Source organism: Paracraurococcus lichenis (genome assembly GCF_030657435.1).
Lineage (GTDB): Bacteria > Pseudomonadota > Alphaproteobacteria > Acetobacterales > Acetobacteraceae > Paracraurococcus > Paracraurococcus lichenis.
The window spans coordinates 1-14,192 of sequence record NZ_JAUTWS010000028.1 but is presented as its reverse complement, the minus strand read 5'-3'; the positions used below and the strand labels follow the sequence as shown (position 1 = coordinate 14,192).

The following is a 14,192-nucleotide window of genomic DNA, read 5'->3' as shown; positions in this document are numbered from 1 at the left end:
TCTCGCCGGCCCTGCGGCCGATGCGGGGGCTATTTCAGCAGCCGCTCCTCGGCGAAGGCGCGGACCGCGGCGCGGACCGCCGCGGCGCCGACGGGGTCGTAGCCGACATGCGCGCCGCGGGCGACGCAGGCATCGGCCAGCGTATAGGGCCGCTTCGTCTCGGCATTCAGCATGGCGCCGCCCGGCCCTTCCTCCAGCCGGCAGCCGCGCGTGGTCTGGGCATCGGCGACGGTCACCAGCAGCGGCTGGAACGGGTTGTCGAAGCTGTGCTGGCCATTGGCATATTCGGTCAGCGACACATCCGCGCCCGCCTGCTTCAGCCGCGCCGCATAGTCGCGGCAGGGGGCGATCGCGACATAGTCATCGACCACGCCGTGGAACAACCTGATCGGCGCCGGCCCGACCTCGGCATCCTTCGCATAGGCGATGTTGCAAGGCGTGTAGAGGCCGATATGCGCGGCGAAGCGATGCGCGGGATTGCCGAAGGCCGACTGGAAGCGCGTCATCGCCGAATAGACCGCGGCGACCGCGCCCTTGGAGAAGCCCATGACAGCGATCCGGTCCGCGCGGATCCGCGGATGCTCCGCCAGCCAGTCCAGCGCGCGATAGGCATCAACCATCATGGCCAGGCTGTGCAACTGGCTCTGGTCCTGCACCGTGCTGGTGATGCCGCGCCCGGCGAAGCTGTCGAGGATGAAGGCGCCGAGGCCGGCCGCGTTCAGCTCCCGCGCCCAGAGATCGGTCGAGGCGCCGCTTCCGCCCGAGCCATGCACCAGCACGACAGCCGGCACCTTCCGCCCCGGCGGCAGCGGGAAGGGCAGCCGCAGCTCGCCGGCGAGCAGGGTGGGCTTTCCGCCTTCGCGCTGGCCGGCAAGGAATTCCTCGCCCGAGAGGGTGCGGGAGGCGATGGGCACGACCTCGACCCGGCCGGGCGCCGGCTGCTGCGCGCGCGCCGGGCCCGGCAGCGCGATGGCGGCCGCGAGGAGCAGGCCGGCAAGCCGCCCGCGAGATGATGGCATGGTGGCGTCCCTTGGTCTGGTGGCGTGCCTGGGCCTGGTGGTGGCCCGAGGCGGCGGCCGCAGCCTCGCCCGTCGCGCGCGACAGGTCCATGCCGCTGCGTTCAACCGCGGCACAGTCTTGCCCCGGGCCTGCTGCACCGCACATGCTGTCGGGAATGCCCGACAGCGCCCCCACCGCCGCCCCCGGCCTCACCCTCTCCCTCCACCCGAGCATGGCGGAGATCCCGGCCGCGGAATGGGATGCCTGCGCCGGCGAGGACAATCCCTTCGTCAGCCATGCCTTCCTCCTGGCGCTCGAGGAAAGCGGCAGCGCCACCGGCCGCACCGGCTGGCTGCCGCAGCATGCGGCGCTGCGCGACGGATCGGGGCAGCTCGTCGCCTGCTGCCCGATGTATGCGAAGAGCCACAGCCAGGGCGAATACGTCTTCGACTATGGCTGGGCCGATGCCTTCGAGCGGGCGGGCGGCAGCTACTACCCGAAGCTGCAGGTCTGCGCGCCCTTCAGCCCGGTCCCCGGCCCGCGGCTGCTGGTGCGGCCGGGCAGCGGGATCGGCGTCGCGGCGCTCGGCCAGGGGCTGGTGCAGGCCTGCGAGCAGCTCGACCTCTCCTCGGTCCACATCACCTTCTGCCAGGAGGCGGAATGGAGCGCGCTGGGCGAGACCGGCTGGCTGCGGCGGCTGGGCACGCAGTTCCATTGGCACAACCAGGGCTATGCCGGCTTCGACGATTTCCTCGGCGCCCTCTCATCCCGCAAGCGGAAGGCGATCCGGCGCGAGCGGCGCGACGCCGCGGCCTCGGGCTATGTGCTGAAGACCCTGCGCGGGCATGAGATCACGGAGCGGCACTGGAAGGCCTTCCACCGCTTCTACCGCAGCACGACAGACAAGAAATGGGGCCGCAGCGCCTACCTGACCCCGCGCTTCTGGCCGATGCTGGGCGAGCGGCTGGGCGACAAGGTCGTGCTGATGGTCGCCGAGCGGGACGGGGAGCCGGTCGCCGGCGCGCTGAACCTGCTGGGCAAGGAAGCGCTCTACGGCCGCAACTGGGGCGCCGTGGTGGACGCGCCCTTCCTGCATTTCGAGCTCTGCTACTACCGCGCCATCGACTTCGCCATCGAGCACAGGCTGCCCCGGGTCGAGGCCGGCGCCCAGGGCGAGCACAAGATCCAGCGCGGCTACCTCCCCTGCCCCACCTATTCCGCGCACTGGATCCGGCACCCCGGCCTGCGGCGGGCGATCGACGACTTCCTGCGGCGGGAGCGACCGGCGATGGAGCGGGAGATTGCGGCGCTGATGGAGATGTCGCCCTTCAGGAAGGAGGGCGAGGCGGAGTGAGAGAGGTGGGAGGGGAGAGAACTCCCCTCCCACGCCCACCCCACCTTCTTCTGTGAGTCTGCGGGTTGCAGCAGCGGGCTGACGGCGGAAAGGGAGTTCCCTCCCTCTCGCCCGCTCACACCCTCCGCACGCCCCAGAAGGCAAAGACCTCCGACACCGGCTCGGTGATCGTCCGCCGGTAGGCCGTATTGGCGAAATACTGCCCGGTCGGCAGGTAGGGCGCCTCCTCGAACACCACCTGCTGGATCTGCGCCGCGATCGCCTGCTGCGCCGCGAAGTCCGCCGCGTCGAACCAGGCGGTCCGCAACTCGTCCAGCCGCGGCACGCTCGGCCAGCCGAACCAGGCGCGCTCGCCGTTCGCGCGCAGATAGGTCATGACGCCGGGATTGATGCCGTCGAGGCCGTTCCAGGTGGTGTGGAACATGCTCCAGCCACCCTTCTCCGGCGACTCCTTGCTCGCCCGGCGCTGCACCAGCGTGCCCCAGTCGGAGACGCGGTAGTCGACATTCATCCCGAGCCTCCGGAACAGGTCGTTCTGCACCTCGGCGATCGCCATCAGCGCCTGCTGGTCGGAGGGCGCGAGCAGCACCACCGCCTCGCCCTGGTACCCCGCCTCCCGCAGTTCGCGCTTCGAGCGCTCGAGGTCCCGCGGCCCGGCGATGGCCTCGATGCCGGCTTCGGTCGCCAGCGGCGTGCCGGGGGTGAAGACGCCGGCACGGGCATTCCAGAGCGAAGGATCGGCGCCGGCCGCCGCCGTCATGAAATCCTGCTGACTCATTGCCCGCAGGATGGCGCGCCGCACCGCCGGCTTGTCGAAGGGCGGGTGCAACGTGTTGAAGATGCCGGTGCCGATGGTGCCCAGCGGGCTGCCGCGCTTCAGGACCACGTCGCGCGATCGCTTCAGCATCGGCGCGAGGTCGTTCGGCGGGTTCTCCCACCAGTCCACCTCGCCGTTCTGCAGCGCCGCGGCGGCGGTGCCGGGATCGGGCATGACGGTCCATTCCACGCGGTCGAAGAAGACGCGCTTGGGGCCGGCGGCCCAGCTCGGCGTGCCCTCCCGCGGGACGTAGTCGGCATTGCGCTCATAGACCACGCGGGCGCCGACCACGCGCTCGGCCGCCACGAAGCGAAAGGGGCCGCTGCCGATGACCTCCTTGATCTGCGTGTTCGCGTCCGTCGCGGCGATGCGCTCCGGCATGACGAAAAGCGCGCTCGGCCCGATCTTCGCCAGCGTCTCCAGCATCGGCCCGAAGCGCTGGTTCAGGCGGATGGTGAAGCTGCGGTCGTCGGGCGCCGTCATCTCGGCGACGCGCGCCAGCAGCACCTGGCCGAGCCCGTCGCGCTGCGCCCAGCGCCGGATGGAGGCGATGCAGTCGCGGCCGCGCACCGGCTCGCCGTCGTGGAATTTCAGCCCCTCGCGCAGGCGGAAACGCCAGGTGAGGCCGTCACCCTCGGTCTCGTGCCCCTCGACCATCTGCGGCTGCGGCCGGAGCTGCGCATCCAAGCCGTAGAGCTGGTCGTAGATCATCAGCGCGTGGTGGCGCGTGATATAGGCCGTGGTGAAGACCGGATCGAGGACGGTGAGATCGGTCTGCGGCACGTAGCGCAGCACGCGCGCGGCGGCCGGCTGCGCGAAGGCAGGGGCTGCCAGGGCGGCGGCGGCGCCCGTGAGGAAGGATCGACGAAGCATCGTTGTGGTCCCGGGCTTGGCATGGGCCGGCCGGCGTCTTCCCGGCGGGGAGGGAAGCAGCGGCGGCGCCAATCGGCAAGGGGCATGCTATGCCGTGCCGTCACGGATTCGGGGACGTCGCAGGCTGCTGATCGCCTATCTCCAACTGGCGCTGTCCATGGCGCTGGTCGGCGCCAATGTCGGCGTCGGCAAGCTGCTGGCCGAGGCGCTGCCCGTCCCGCTGATCCTCCTGCTGCGCTGCCTGCTGGCCTGCCTGGTGCTGTGGCCGCTGGCGCGGGCGCTGGAAGGGCGCGTGCGCCTCGGGCGAGGGATGCGCTGGAACCTGGCGTTGCAGGCGCTGTTCGGCACCGCGCTCTACAATGCCGCGCTGCTGGCCGGGCTGCGCCTGACCACGGCGCTGGAGGCCGGGCTGGTGCTGGCGACCCTGCCGGCGGTGGTCGCGCTCGGCAGCGCGCTCTGGCTGCGGGAGAGGCTCTCGCCCCGGCTGTGGGCGGCGGCGGTGCTGGCCGCGGGCGGCATGGCGGCGATCACCCTGGCGCGGCTGGGCGGCGAGGCGCATGGCTCATTGGCCGGCAATGCGCTGGTCTTCCTCGGGGTCTGCGGCGAGGCGGTCTATGTGCTGCTGGCCAAGCGCATCGCCGGCCGCGCGCCGGTCGTGACGGCGAGCGCCTGGATGCAGGCCTTCAGCGCGGCCATGCTGCTGCCGCTGGCGCTGCCGGGATTGGGCGCGGTGGTGGCGCTGGCGGAGCCGGCGCTGGCCGGGCTGCTGGCCTTCCACGGGCTGACGGCGAGCGTGCTCTGCCTGCTGCTGTGGTATGCGGGGCTGCGGAAGGTGCCGGCGGGGGTGGCCGGCGTCTTCACCGGCTTCCTGCCCGCGGCGGCGGCCGTGACGGCGGTAGCGGTGCTGGGGGAGCGCTTCACGGTGACGCATGCGGTGGGATTCGCGCTGATGGCGGGTAGCCTGCTGCTGGCGACCTGGCCGAAGGCGCGCGGCGGATGAGAGCGTGGCTCTCGCTCCCCGTCGGCGCTTTCCGGGCGATGGCGCCACGCGATGTGGCGGCGCGTCTGGCCTATGCGCAGGTCGGCCGCCACGCATCGGTGGAATTGACGCAGCGCAATGCCTGGGAGGCCGAGGCGCGAATCCTGCTCGCGGCGCTGGAGGAGGCGCCGGCCGGATGGCACCTCCTTCTCGAATGCGACCTGCTGCGGCTGGAAAAGCGCATCGACGCCGTGCTGGTGACCGACCGCGCCATCCTGTCCCTGGAGTTCAAGCATGGCGCGCAGCGCTTCGAGGCCGCCGATCTGCGGCAGGCGGAGGATTATGCGCTCGACCTGCATGATTTCCACGCGGGCAGCCGGCTGCACCCGGTCGTGCCGGTGCTGGTGGCGACAGAGGCACCGGACCCGCCGCTCGACCTGCCATTCCTCTGGCATGGCGTCACGGATCCGGTGCTGCGCGCCAATGCACGCACGCTCGGCGCGCTCATTGCGGCTGTGCAGGCGGGCATAGGTCCGCCCGCGCGGCCCCTCGATCCGTCCGCCTGGGAAGCCGCGGCCTATCGGCCCGTGCCGACGGTGCTTGAGGCCGCGACACTGCTCTGGCGGCGCAACTCCGTGGCAGAGATCGCGGCAGCGCGGGCCGATGCCCCGAACCTGACCCGCACCGCGGAGGCGATCGCTCGCGCCATCGCTACAGCACGGGCCGAGGACAAGCACGTCGTCGTGTTCGTCACCGGCATTCCCGGCGCGGGCAAGACGCTCTGCGGCCTCAACGTCGTCTTCGGTGCGCTGCGGGAGCACGGCGCGGCCTTCCTCACCGGCAACGTCCCATTGGTGGAGGTGCTGCGCGAGGCGCTGGCGCGCGACGCGGCGCCGGAGGGCGGCGCGACCCGCACCCAGGCGCGCAGGCGGGCACGCGACGCGCTGCAGAACGTGCACCGATTCCTCGAACACTACGTGCTGCGGCCCGGGGAAGTGCCGGAGGCGCGCGTGATCGTCTTCGACGAGGCGCAGCGCGCCTGGGACGCGGCCCAGGCGACGCGCGACACGCAGCGCCGCGTCAGCCGGCTCTCGACCAGCGAGCCCGCCCACACGCTGGAGATCATGGGCCGGCATGCCGGCTGGTCCGTCATCGTCGCCCTGATCGGCAATGGGCAGGAGATCAACACGGGCGAGGCCGGGCTGGCAGAATGGGGCAGCGTCATCGCAGCGGACCCGCGTTGGAAGGCAGTCGCCGCGCCGCGCGTCCTCTCCGCGCCGGAAGCGGCGCAACGGCTGGCCGAGGGGCATCCGGCTTGGCTGCGGCTCGACCCCGACCTGGACCTGACGGTGCCGATGCGCAGCGTGCGCGACGCCGCCGGCGCCCCCTGGGTGGATGCGGTGCTCTCCGGCGATACCGAGGCGGCCCGCACGGTCGCGGCGGAAGCCGGCGGCGTACCCTTCTACATCACGCGCGACCCGGATGCGTTGCGCATGGGATTGCGCGCCTTCTGCCGCGGGCTACGGCGCACCGGGCTGGTCGCCTCGGCGGGGGCGAAGCGGCTCCGGGCAGAGGGGCTCGGCGTGCAGGTCCCCGACATCGCCGACTGGTTCCTTCGGCGCTGGCCCGATATCCGCGCCTCCGAGGCGCTGGAGACCTTCGCCACCGAATACGATTGCCAGGGGCTGGAGCTGGACGTGGTGGGCCTCGCCTGGGGCGGCGATTTCATTCGTGTCGCGGAGGGTTGGCAGGCGCGCCGCTTCTCCGGCAATGCTTGGCAGGTGGTGCGTGGCGCGGAGGAGCAGCGCTTCATCCGCAACACCTATCGCGTGCTGCTGACCCGCGCCCGCTACGAGACGGTGATCTGGGTGCCGCGCGGCTCCCCGGTCGAGGACCCCTTCCACGACCGCACCCGCCCGGCCGCCGAGATGGACGCGATCGCCGCCCATCTGCTGGCCTGCGGCGCCCGCCCGTTGGAGGAGGCCGCGCCGCCGCCGGCCCTGCCCTCCCCGCAGCCGTCGCTCTTCGCCGAAGAGCCGGCCTGAGCCGCTATTCCGGCTCGATCCCCGCCGCGCGCGCCATGCGCGCCCATTTGCCGATCTCGTCGCGGATGAAGGTGGCGAATTCCTCGGGCGTCGAGCTGAAGCCGTCGAAGCCGATATCGCCGAGGCGCTTCACCGTCTCCGGCCTGTCCCAGACGCTGCGGACATCCGCATTGATCGAGGCGACCATGCCGGGCGGCATCCGCGCCGGCCCGACCAGGCCGGCCCAGGCCGCGACGTCGAAGCCGGGCAGCCCGATCTCGGACAATGCCGGGACGTCCGGCAGGAGCTTGCTGCGCTCCTTCGTCGTCACGCCCAGCACCCGCAACTGCCCGCCCTTGACAGCGCCCATGGAGGAGGAGGCATCCACCACCATGCAGGCGACGCGGCCGGCGACGACATCGGTGATCGCCGGCGGCGTGCTGCGATAGGGCACATGCGTCATCTCGACGCCCGCCTGCGCCGCGATGGCGCCGCCGGCGACGATGCCGGTGGAATTGCCGGAGGCGTAGGTGACCGAACCCGGCTTTGCCCTGGCCGCCGCGATGATGTCGGCGAGGCTGCGGAAGGGCGAGTTCTCCGGCACCACCAGCCAGAAATTGTAATTCCCGGTGCGGCAGATGGCGCTGAAGTCGTTGGCCGGATCGTAGTCCAGCTTCTTCATCAGCGCCGGATTCGCCGCGCCCGGCGTATTGGTCGTCATGAACAGCGTCAGACCATCCGGCGCGGCCCGCGCGGCGGCCACGGCGGCGATCGCGCCATTGGCGCCGGCCCGGTTCTCCACCACGACAGGCTGGCCCCAGAGCGGCTCCAGCCCCTGCGCCAGGATGCGGCTAATCGCATCGGTGCCGGAGCCGGCGGCGAAGGGCACCAGCAGGGTGACCGGTCGCGCGGGGCGCCAGGGCTGCGCCCGGGCCGGGGCTGCCGCCAGCGCCGCGCCGGCGGCCAGCAGCGCGCGTCGCGTCGGCATGGTCATGCGCCGATTTCCACCACCACGCGGCCGCGAAGCCTGCCGGCCAGGATCTCCTCGGCGAGCCGCGGGACATTCTCGAGCTTCGCGGTCGTGGTCATGGCCTTCAGCTTCGCGCGGTCGAGATCCCTGGCGAGACGCGACCAGGCCTCCAGCCGCAGCGCCCGGGGCGCCATCACTGAATCGACGCCGAGCAGCGCGACGCCGCGCAGGATGAAGGGCGCGACGGAGGCCGGCAGGTCCATGCCCTGCGCCAAGCCGCAGGCGGCGACGGCGCCGCCATACTTCACCTCCGTGAGCAGGCCGGCGAGTGTCTTCGACCCGACCGAATCCACCGCCGCCGCCCAGACCTCCTTGCCCAGCGGCCGGGCCGGGCCATTGCCGTAGCGGTCGCGCGGCACGATCTCCTTCGCGCCGAGGGATTCGAGATAGGGCTGCTCCTCCGGCCGCCCGGTGCTGGCCGCGACATACCAGCCGAGTTGCGAGAGCAGCGCGGTGGCGACCGAGCCAACGCCACCCGCAGCCCCGGTGACCAGCACCGGGCCGCGGTCCGGCGTCAGGCCGTGCCGCTCCAGCGCCATGACGCAGAGCATCGCCGTGTAGCCGGCAGTGCCGATGGCGGCCGCCTCGGCCGGCGAGAGGCCGGCCGGCAGCGGCACCAGCCAGTCCGCCTTCACCCGCGCCCTCGGCGCATAGGCGCCGCAATGCGTCTCGCCCAGGCCCCAGCCGTTCAGCACCACCTGGTCGCCGGCCTGCACCGCGGGGCTGCTGGACTGCTCGACCACCCCGATCAGGTCGATGCCCGGCACCATCGGGAAGCGGCGCACCACCGGCGCCTTGCCGGTGACCGCCAGCCCATCCTTGTAGTTCACCGTGGAATGGGTGACCCGGACCAGGACATCACCTTCGGGCAGTTCGGCTTCAGCGAAATCGCGGAACACGGCGCGGGCGGTCTGCCCGGCCTCCGGCTTGTCCACCACCAGGGCCTTCATGCGGTCTCTCTCCCCTTGACGTTCATTCGGCCTGCAGCGGGCAGACCACGGCGTCCAGCGCGCGCGTCAGTTCGGCCGGCGCCGCCGCGATCTGCAGCCCGCGCCGGCCGCCATTCACCACGATCTCGTCATGCTTCTGCGCGCTGGAGTCGAGGAAGCAGCGCAGCCGCTTTCTCTGCCCGAAGGGGCTGATGCCGCCGACGACGAAGCCGGTGGCGCGCTCGGCCTTGGCCGGGTCGCTCATCTCCGCCCGCTTCGCGCCCGCCGCGGCGGCGAGCGCCTTCAGCGACAGCCGCGCATCGGAGGGGATGGCGGCGCAGACCATCTCGCCCCCGTCCAGCACGCAGACCAGCGTCTTGAAGACCCGGGCGGGCGCGATGCCCATGGCCTCGGCCGCCTGCAGGCCGACCGCTTCGGCCTCCGGGTCGTAATCGTATTCCAGCAGGCGGAAGCGGATCCCGGCCGCCTCGGCCGCGCGCACGGCGGGGGTCTTCTTCGATGCCATGGCGGCAGACTAGCAGCCGCAGCGGCGCCGGACGAGGGAGGCAGGGCGCGGAACCGTTCCGCCCTGTGCCGGCGAACGGGGACGGTGCGTCGCGCGTTCGGCACCGAGCCCGGCGAGGAGGGACCCCCGATGGTGAAGCTGCGCGTGAATGGCGAGGAGCGGTCGTTCGACGGCGACCCTGCCATGCCCCTGCTCTGGTACCTGCGCGACGAGCTGTCGCTGACCGGCACGAAATTCGGCTGCGGTGTCGCCGCCTGCGGCGCCTGCACCGTCCACCTGAACGGCGATGCCGTCCGCGCCTGCGCCACCGCCATGGGCGATGTGGAGGGCGCGGCGGTGGTGACCATCGAAGGCCTGACCCCCGACGGCAGCCACCCCGTGCAGAAGGCCTGGCGTGCGCACAACGTGCCGCAATGCGGCTATTGCCAGGCCGGCCAGATCATGCAGGCCGTCGCGCTGCTGAAGCAGTCGCCGAACCCCACGGACGACGACATCGACGCCGGCATGCAGCAGAACCTCTGCCGCTGCGGCACCTACCAGCGCATCCGCGCGGCCATCAAGGCCGCCGCCAGCGGGGCCGTGTGACATGACCGATATCCGGATCGAACAGCCCTCCCGCCGTCTTCTCCTGCAGGGCGTCGCCGCGGGCGGGCTGCTGCTGGCGCTGCGGCTGCCGACGGCGCAGGCGGTGGAGGCCGCGCCGAAGGCGAAATACGGCGCGGATGCCATGCCGCATGGCGTGGTGAACGACCCGCATGTCTTCGTCTCGATCGCGCCGGACGGGATCGTGACGATCCTCTGCCACCGGGCCGAGATGGGCCAGGGCGTGCGCACCGGCATGCCGATGATCGTGGCCGACGAGCTGGACGCCGACTGGGCGAAGGTGCGGGTGAAGCAGGCGCCGGCGGACGAGCCGCGCTTCGGCAACCAGGACACCGACGGCTCCCGCAGCACGCGGCACTTCCTGCAGCCCATGCGGGAATGCGGCGCGGCGGCACGGATGATGCTGGAAGCCGCGGCGGCGCAGCGCTGGGGCGTAAAGCCGGAGGAGGTGGCGGCGCGCAACCACCAGGTGCTGCACCAGGCGAGCGGCCGCGCCCTCGGCTATGGCGAGCTGGCGGCGGAGGCGGCGAAGCTGCCGGTCCCGGGCAAGGACCAGGTGAAGCTCAAGGACCCCTCGGCCTTCCGCTACATCGGCAAGGGCGAGCTCGAGCTGGTCGATGGCTTCGACATCTCGACCGGCCGCGCGGTCTATGGCCAGGACACGGTGCTGCCCGGCATGCTCTTCGCCGTGGTGGAGCGGCCGCCGGTCTTCGGGGCGACGCTCGCCTCGGTGGACGACAGCGCGGCGCGCAAGGTGCCGGGCGTCGTCAAGGTGGTGCGGATCGAGGGCACGCCGCCGCCCGCCAAGTTCCAGCCGCTCGGCGGCGTCGCCGTCATCGCGCGCAATACCTGGGCGGCGATGCAGGGGCGGGAGGCGCTGAAGGTCACCTGGAACGAGGGGCGACATGCGAGCTACGACAGCGACAGCTATCGCTCGGCGCTGACCGAGACCGCGCGCAAGCCGGCGCTGCGCCTGCGGGACGTGGGCGATGCCGGTGAGGCGCTGGGCAAGGCGGCGAAGCGGGTGACGGCGGAGTACTACGCACCGCATCTCGCGCATGCGCCGATGGAGCCGCCGGCCGCGACGGCCCGCATCCGCGACGGCGTCTGCGAGGTCTGGACCAGTGCCCAGAGCCCCTACTCCGTTCGCGGCGAGGTGGCGACCCGCCTGAAGATGCCGATCGAGAAGGTCAACGTGAACATCGAGCTTCTCGGCGGCGGCTTCGGGCGCAAGTCGAAATGCGACTATGCGGTGGAGGCCGCGCTGCTGTCCCAGGCCGTGGACGGCCAACCGGTGAAGGTGGTCTGGACGCGGGAGGACGATGTCCAGCACGACTATTTTCACACCGTTCAGGTGGACCACCTCGAGGCCGGGCTGGACCAGGGCGGCAAGCCCACGGCCTTCCTGCACCGCAGCGTCTTCCCTTCCATCGCCAGCATCTTCGGCCCGGACCCGAAGCATGGCGCGACCTTCGAGGTCGGCATGGGCCTCATCGACACGCCCTTCGCGGTGCCGAACATGCGCATCGAGAACGGCGAGGCGGAGGCGCATGCGCGCATCGGCTGGTTCCGCTCCGTGCTCAACGTGCCGCATGTCTTCGCCGTGCAGTCCTTCGCGGCGGAGATGGCGCATGCCGCGGGGCGCGACCAGAAGGACTACCTGCTGGAGCTGATCGGGCCGGCGCGCGACCTGGACCTGCCGCAGGGCACCGAGCCTACGCAATACTGGAACTACAACGAGGATCCGCGGAAATATCCGGTGGACACCGGCCGCCTGCGGCGGGTGATCGAACTGGCGGCGGAGAAGGCGGAATGGGGACGGCGCATGCCTCAGCGCCATGGCCTCGGCATCGCGGCGCATCGCAGCTTCGTCACCTATGTGGCGACGGTGGTGGAAGCGGCGGTGGACGAGCAGGGCGTGCTGAGCGTGCCGCGCGTCGACGTCGCCGTGGACTGCGGCTTCTTCGTCAACCCGGAGCGCATCCGCTCGCAGATCGAGGGCGCCTGCGTGATGGGGATGTCGCTGGCGACGAAGAGCGCCATCACCTTCAAGGGCGGCAAGGTCGTGCAGTCCAACTTCACGGACTACGAGATCTCCCGCATCGACGACGCGCCACGGGATGTGCGGGTGCATATCGTGCCGGCCGGCATTGAGGTGCCTCCGGGCGGCGTCGGCGAGCCGGGCCTGCCGCCCTTCGCGCCGGCGCTGTGCAACGCCATCTTCGCCGCGATCGGCAAGCGGATCCGCGAACTGCCGATCGGTGGGCAGTTGAAGGCGTGACGGCGATCCGATAGCCGAGGGGCCGGAAGGCCCTTCGGTGCGGATCGAATCGCGGGTCCATCGGGCGGGCGCCGCTACCGGCTGCGGATCTCGGCGCCTGCCCAGCCCTCCATGATGCGGACGAGTTCCGCGATGTCGTCGCCGCCCTTCCCCTGGCTGGCGGCGAAGCGCCAGAGCCGTGCGGCCTGCTCGATCCCCCACATCGGGACGTCCTGCGCCTTCGCCTCCTCGAGGCCGAGCGAGACGTCCTTGTCGACGACCGCGATGGTCGCGCCGAAGCCGAAGGCGCCGCTGAGCACCTTCGGCATGAGGGCCTCGCTGGCGAAGCTGCGGCCGGTGCCGGCATTGACCATGCGCACCATGGTGTCGGGATCGAGGCCGGCCTTGGCGCCGAGGGCGAAGCCCTCATAGGCCGCGACGACATTGGCGGCGAAGATCAGGTTGTTCACCAGCTTCATGACCTGCGCCTGGCCAGGCTGCTCGCCGAGGACGAAGACGCGGCTGCCGATGCGCTCGAGCCAGGGCCGCAGGCGCTCGACCGCCGCCGGCGCGCCCGCGGCCAGCATGGCGAGCGTCCCGGCGCGCGCGCCGGCGGGGCCGCCGCTGATGGGCGCATCCACCATGGCGATGCCGCGCGGCGCCAAGCCCTCCGCGATGCGCTGCACCGTAGGGCGGCCGATGGTGGACATCTCGGCATAGAGGCGGATGGCGCTGCCATGCACAGCGCCCTCGGGGCCGAGCGCCGCGGCCTCGCTGACCTTGCCGCTGGGCAGGCAGGCGAGGACGATGCCGGCGGCATCGGCCACCGACCTGGGCGAGGCATGCGCCTCCGCGCCGCGCGCGACGAAGGGCGCCATCGCGGCGTCGCGCGGATCATGGACATGCAGCCGCACATCCGGGGCGAGGAGGCGCTCCGCCATGGGCGCGCCCATCTGGCCAAGGCCGAGGAAGCCGATATGGGTGACGGTGCTCATGGCGGTCAGACCGTCACCAGGCCGCTGTCGACCGGCAGGATGGTGCCGGTGACGATGCGGCTCTCGTCCGAGGCGAGGTAGAGCGCGGCCTGGGCCATGTCCATCGGCTCACCGAGGCCGAGCAGGTGCTGGTCGGCGAGGCCCTGCATGGCGGCATTGCCGGCGAGCAGGGCACGCACGCGTTCGGTGAGCGTGACGGTGGGTGCGATGGCGTTGACGCGCACCTTCTGCGGGCCGAACTCGACGGCGAGCGAGCGCGTCAGGGCGGCGACGCCGCCCTTGGCCGCCGTGTAGCAATCGCGCCCGGGGAAGCCCATGAGCGCGACGACGGAGGCCATGTTGATGACGGATCCGCCGCCGGCGCGGATGATCTCCGGAATGCCGAAGCGGCAGCCGAGGAAGGTGCCGTAGAGATCGAGCTTGATGGCGCGCCAGAATTCCTCGAGCGGGGCCTCGACGACGGTGTCGTCGACGCTGGTGGAGCCGCCGGCATTGTTGTGCAGCACGTGCAGGCCGCCGAAATGCCGGACGGTCGTGCGGATGGCGGCGGCGATGCTCTCGGGATCGCTGACATCGGTTTGGAGGAAGATGGCCTCGCCGCCCGCACGGGTGATGCGGTGGGCCGTCTCCTCGCCGCTCGGCGCGTCGATCTCGGCGATGGCGACGCGCGCGCCCTCCCGGGCGAAGAGTTCGGCCGTGCAGCGGCCTATGCCGGTGCCGGCACCGGTGACGAGGGCGGTCTTGCCCGCAAGCCTAGCCATGCGTCGTTTCCTCCTGCGTTGTTGGAGGGACGATGACAGGCG

12 protein-coding genes are annotated in these 14,192 nt (G+C 71.7%); 5 read left to right on the top strand and 7 right to left on the bottom strand.

Annotated features, from left to right (window positions below; translation table 11 throughout):
- Positions 1-29 precede the first annotated feature (29 nt).
- Entirely contained in the window at positions 30-1,019 is a 990-nt protein-coding gene (locus Q7A36_RS23750; RefSeq protein ID WP_305106243.1) for a dienelactone hydrolase family protein, read from the bottom strand.
- A gap of 155 nt (positions 1,020-1,174) precedes the next feature.
- Between Q7A36_RS23750 and Q7A36_RS23745 the strand changes: the two genes are divergently transcribed.
- Positions 1,175-2,353: a GNAT family N-acetyltransferase gene (locus Q7A36_RS23745; RefSeq protein ID WP_305106242.1), complete on the top strand. Its 1,179-nt coding sequence runs from the start codon at positions 1,175-1,177 to the stop codon at positions 2,351-2,353.
- A gap of 115 nt (positions 2,354-2,468) precedes the next feature.
- Here Q7A36_RS23745 and Q7A36_RS23740 read toward each other — a convergent pair whose 3' ends face one another.
- Entirely contained in the window at positions 2,469-4,043 is a 1,575-nt protein-coding gene (locus Q7A36_RS23740) for an ABC transporter substrate-binding protein (protein WP_305106241.1), read from the bottom strand.
- 94 nt (positions 4,044-4,137) lie between these two features.
- On the opposite strand from Q7A36_RS23740, the gene Q7A36_RS23735 reads away from it, so the two are divergent.
- Entirely contained in the window at positions 4,138-5,043 is a 906-nt protein-coding gene (locus Q7A36_RS23735) for a DMT family transporter (protein WP_305106240.1), read from the top strand.
- 38 nt (positions 5,044-5,081) lie between these two features.
- Positions 5,082-7,067: a DNA/RNA helicase domain-containing protein gene (locus Q7A36_RS23730; protein WP_305106239.1), complete on the top strand. Its 1,986-nt coding sequence runs from the start codon at positions 5,082-5,084 to the stop codon at positions 7,065-7,067.
- Positions 7,068-7,071: 4 nt separating this feature from the next.
- On the opposite strand, the gene Q7A36_RS23725 is transcribed toward Q7A36_RS23730, so the two are convergent.
- From Q7A36_RS23725 to ybaK, 3 genes are read right to left on the bottom strand one after another with little or no spacing between them, the layout of a single operon-like run.
- Positions 7,072-8,040, bottom strand: a complete 969-nt coding sequence (locus Q7A36_RS23725; protein ID WP_305106238.1) for a Bug family tripartite tricarboxylate transporter substrate binding protein — start codon at positions 8,038-8,040, stop codon at positions 7,072-7,074.
- Positions 8,037-9,026 (bottom strand): acrylyl-CoA reductase (NADPH), encoded by a 990-nt coding sequence (acuI, locus tag Q7A36_RS23720; protein ID WP_305106237.1) that lies wholly within the window; start codon positions 9,024-9,026, stop codon positions 8,037-8,039. Before acuI ends, Q7A36_RS23725 begins: the two co-directional genes overlap by 4 nt.
- Before the next feature lie 22 nt (positions 9,027-9,048).
- Positions 9,049-9,531, bottom strand: a complete 483-nt coding sequence (gene ybaK / locus Q7A36_RS23715) for a Cys-tRNA(Pro) deacylase (RefSeq protein WP_305106236.1) — start codon at positions 9,529-9,531, stop codon at positions 9,049-9,051.
- 129 nt (positions 9,532-9,660) lie between these two features.
- On the opposite strand from ybaK, the gene Q7A36_RS23710 reads away from it, so the two are divergent.
- Together Q7A36_RS23710 and Q7A36_RS23705 are read left to right on the top strand one after the other, a co-directional pair.
- Entirely contained in the window at positions 9,661-10,116 is a 456-nt protein-coding gene (locus Q7A36_RS23710; protein WP_305106235.1) for a (2Fe-2S)-binding protein, read from the top strand.
- Position 10,117: 1 nt separating this feature from the next.
- Positions 10,118-12,415, top strand: a complete 2,298-nt coding sequence (locus Q7A36_RS23705) for a xanthine dehydrogenase family protein molybdopterin-binding subunit (protein WP_305106234.1) — start codon at positions 10,118-10,120, stop codon at positions 12,413-12,415.
- Between the two features lie 74 nt (positions 12,416-12,489).
- Here the strand turns inward: Q7A36_RS23705 and Q7A36_RS23700 are convergent, their stop codons facing one another.
- Both Q7A36_RS23700 and Q7A36_RS23695 read right to left on the bottom strand, forming a co-directional pair.
- Positions 12,490-13,389, bottom strand: coding sequence for an NAD(P)-dependent oxidoreductase (locus tag Q7A36_RS23700; protein ID WP_305106233.1), 900 nt, complete (start codon positions 13,387-13,389; stop codon positions 12,490-12,492).
- 5 nt (positions 13,390-13,394) lie between these two features.
- The gene (locus Q7A36_RS23695) at positions 13,395-14,150 is read right to left on the bottom strand and encodes an SDR family NAD(P)-dependent oxidoreductase (protein ID WP_305106232.1); all 756 of its coding nucleotides are present in this window, start codon (positions 14,148-14,150) and stop codon (positions 13,395-13,397) included.
- Positions 14,151-14,192 lie beyond the last annotated feature (42 nt).

Excerpts from the sequence above, each read along its gene's own strand:
- ybaK (WP_305106236.1), bottom strand. The coding sequence starts at position 9,531 with ATGGCATCGAAGAAGACCCCCGCCGTGCGCGCGGCCGAGGCGGCCGGG.
- Q7A36_RS23695 (WP_305106232.1), bottom strand. The coding sequence starts at position 14,150 with ATGGCTAGGCTTGCGGGCAAGACCGCCCTCGTCACCGGTGCCGGCACC.
- Q7A36_RS23730 (WP_305106239.1), top strand. The coding sequence starts at position 5,082 with ATGGCGCCACGCGATGTGGCGGCGCGTCTGGCCTATGCGCAGGTCGGC.
- Q7A36_RS23700 (WP_305106233.1), bottom strand. The coding sequence starts at position 13,389 with ATGAGCACCGTCACCCATATCGGCTTCCTCGGCCTTGGCCAGATGGGC.
- Q7A36_RS23725 (WP_305106238.1), bottom strand. The coding sequence starts at position 8,040 with ATGACCATGCCGACGCGACGCGCGCTGCTGGCCGCCGGCGCGGCGCTG.
- Q7A36_RS23705 (WP_305106234.1), top strand. The coding sequence starts at position 10,118 with ATGACCGATATCCGGATCGAACAGCCCTCCCGCCGTCTTCTCCTGCAG.
- Q7A36_RS23710 (WP_305106235.1), top strand. The coding sequence starts at position 9,661 with ATGGTGAAGCTGCGCGTGAATGGCGAGGAGCGGTCGTTCGACGGCGAC.
- acuI (WP_305106237.1), bottom strand. The coding sequence starts at position 9,026 with ATGAAGGCCCTGGTGGTGGACAAGCCGGAGGCCGGGCAGACCGCCCGC.
- Q7A36_RS23740 (WP_305106241.1), bottom strand. The coding sequence starts at position 4,043 with ATGCTTCGTCGATCCTTCCTCACGGGCGCCGCCGCCGCCCTGGCAGCC.
- Q7A36_RS23745 (WP_305106242.1), top strand. The coding sequence starts at position 1,175 with ATGCCCGACAGCGCCCCCACCGCCGCCCCCGGCCTCACCCTCTCCCTC.
- Q7A36_RS23750 (WP_305106243.1), bottom strand. The coding sequence starts at position 1,019 with ATGCCATCATCTCGCGGGCGGCTTGCCGGCCTGCTCCTCGCGGCCGCC.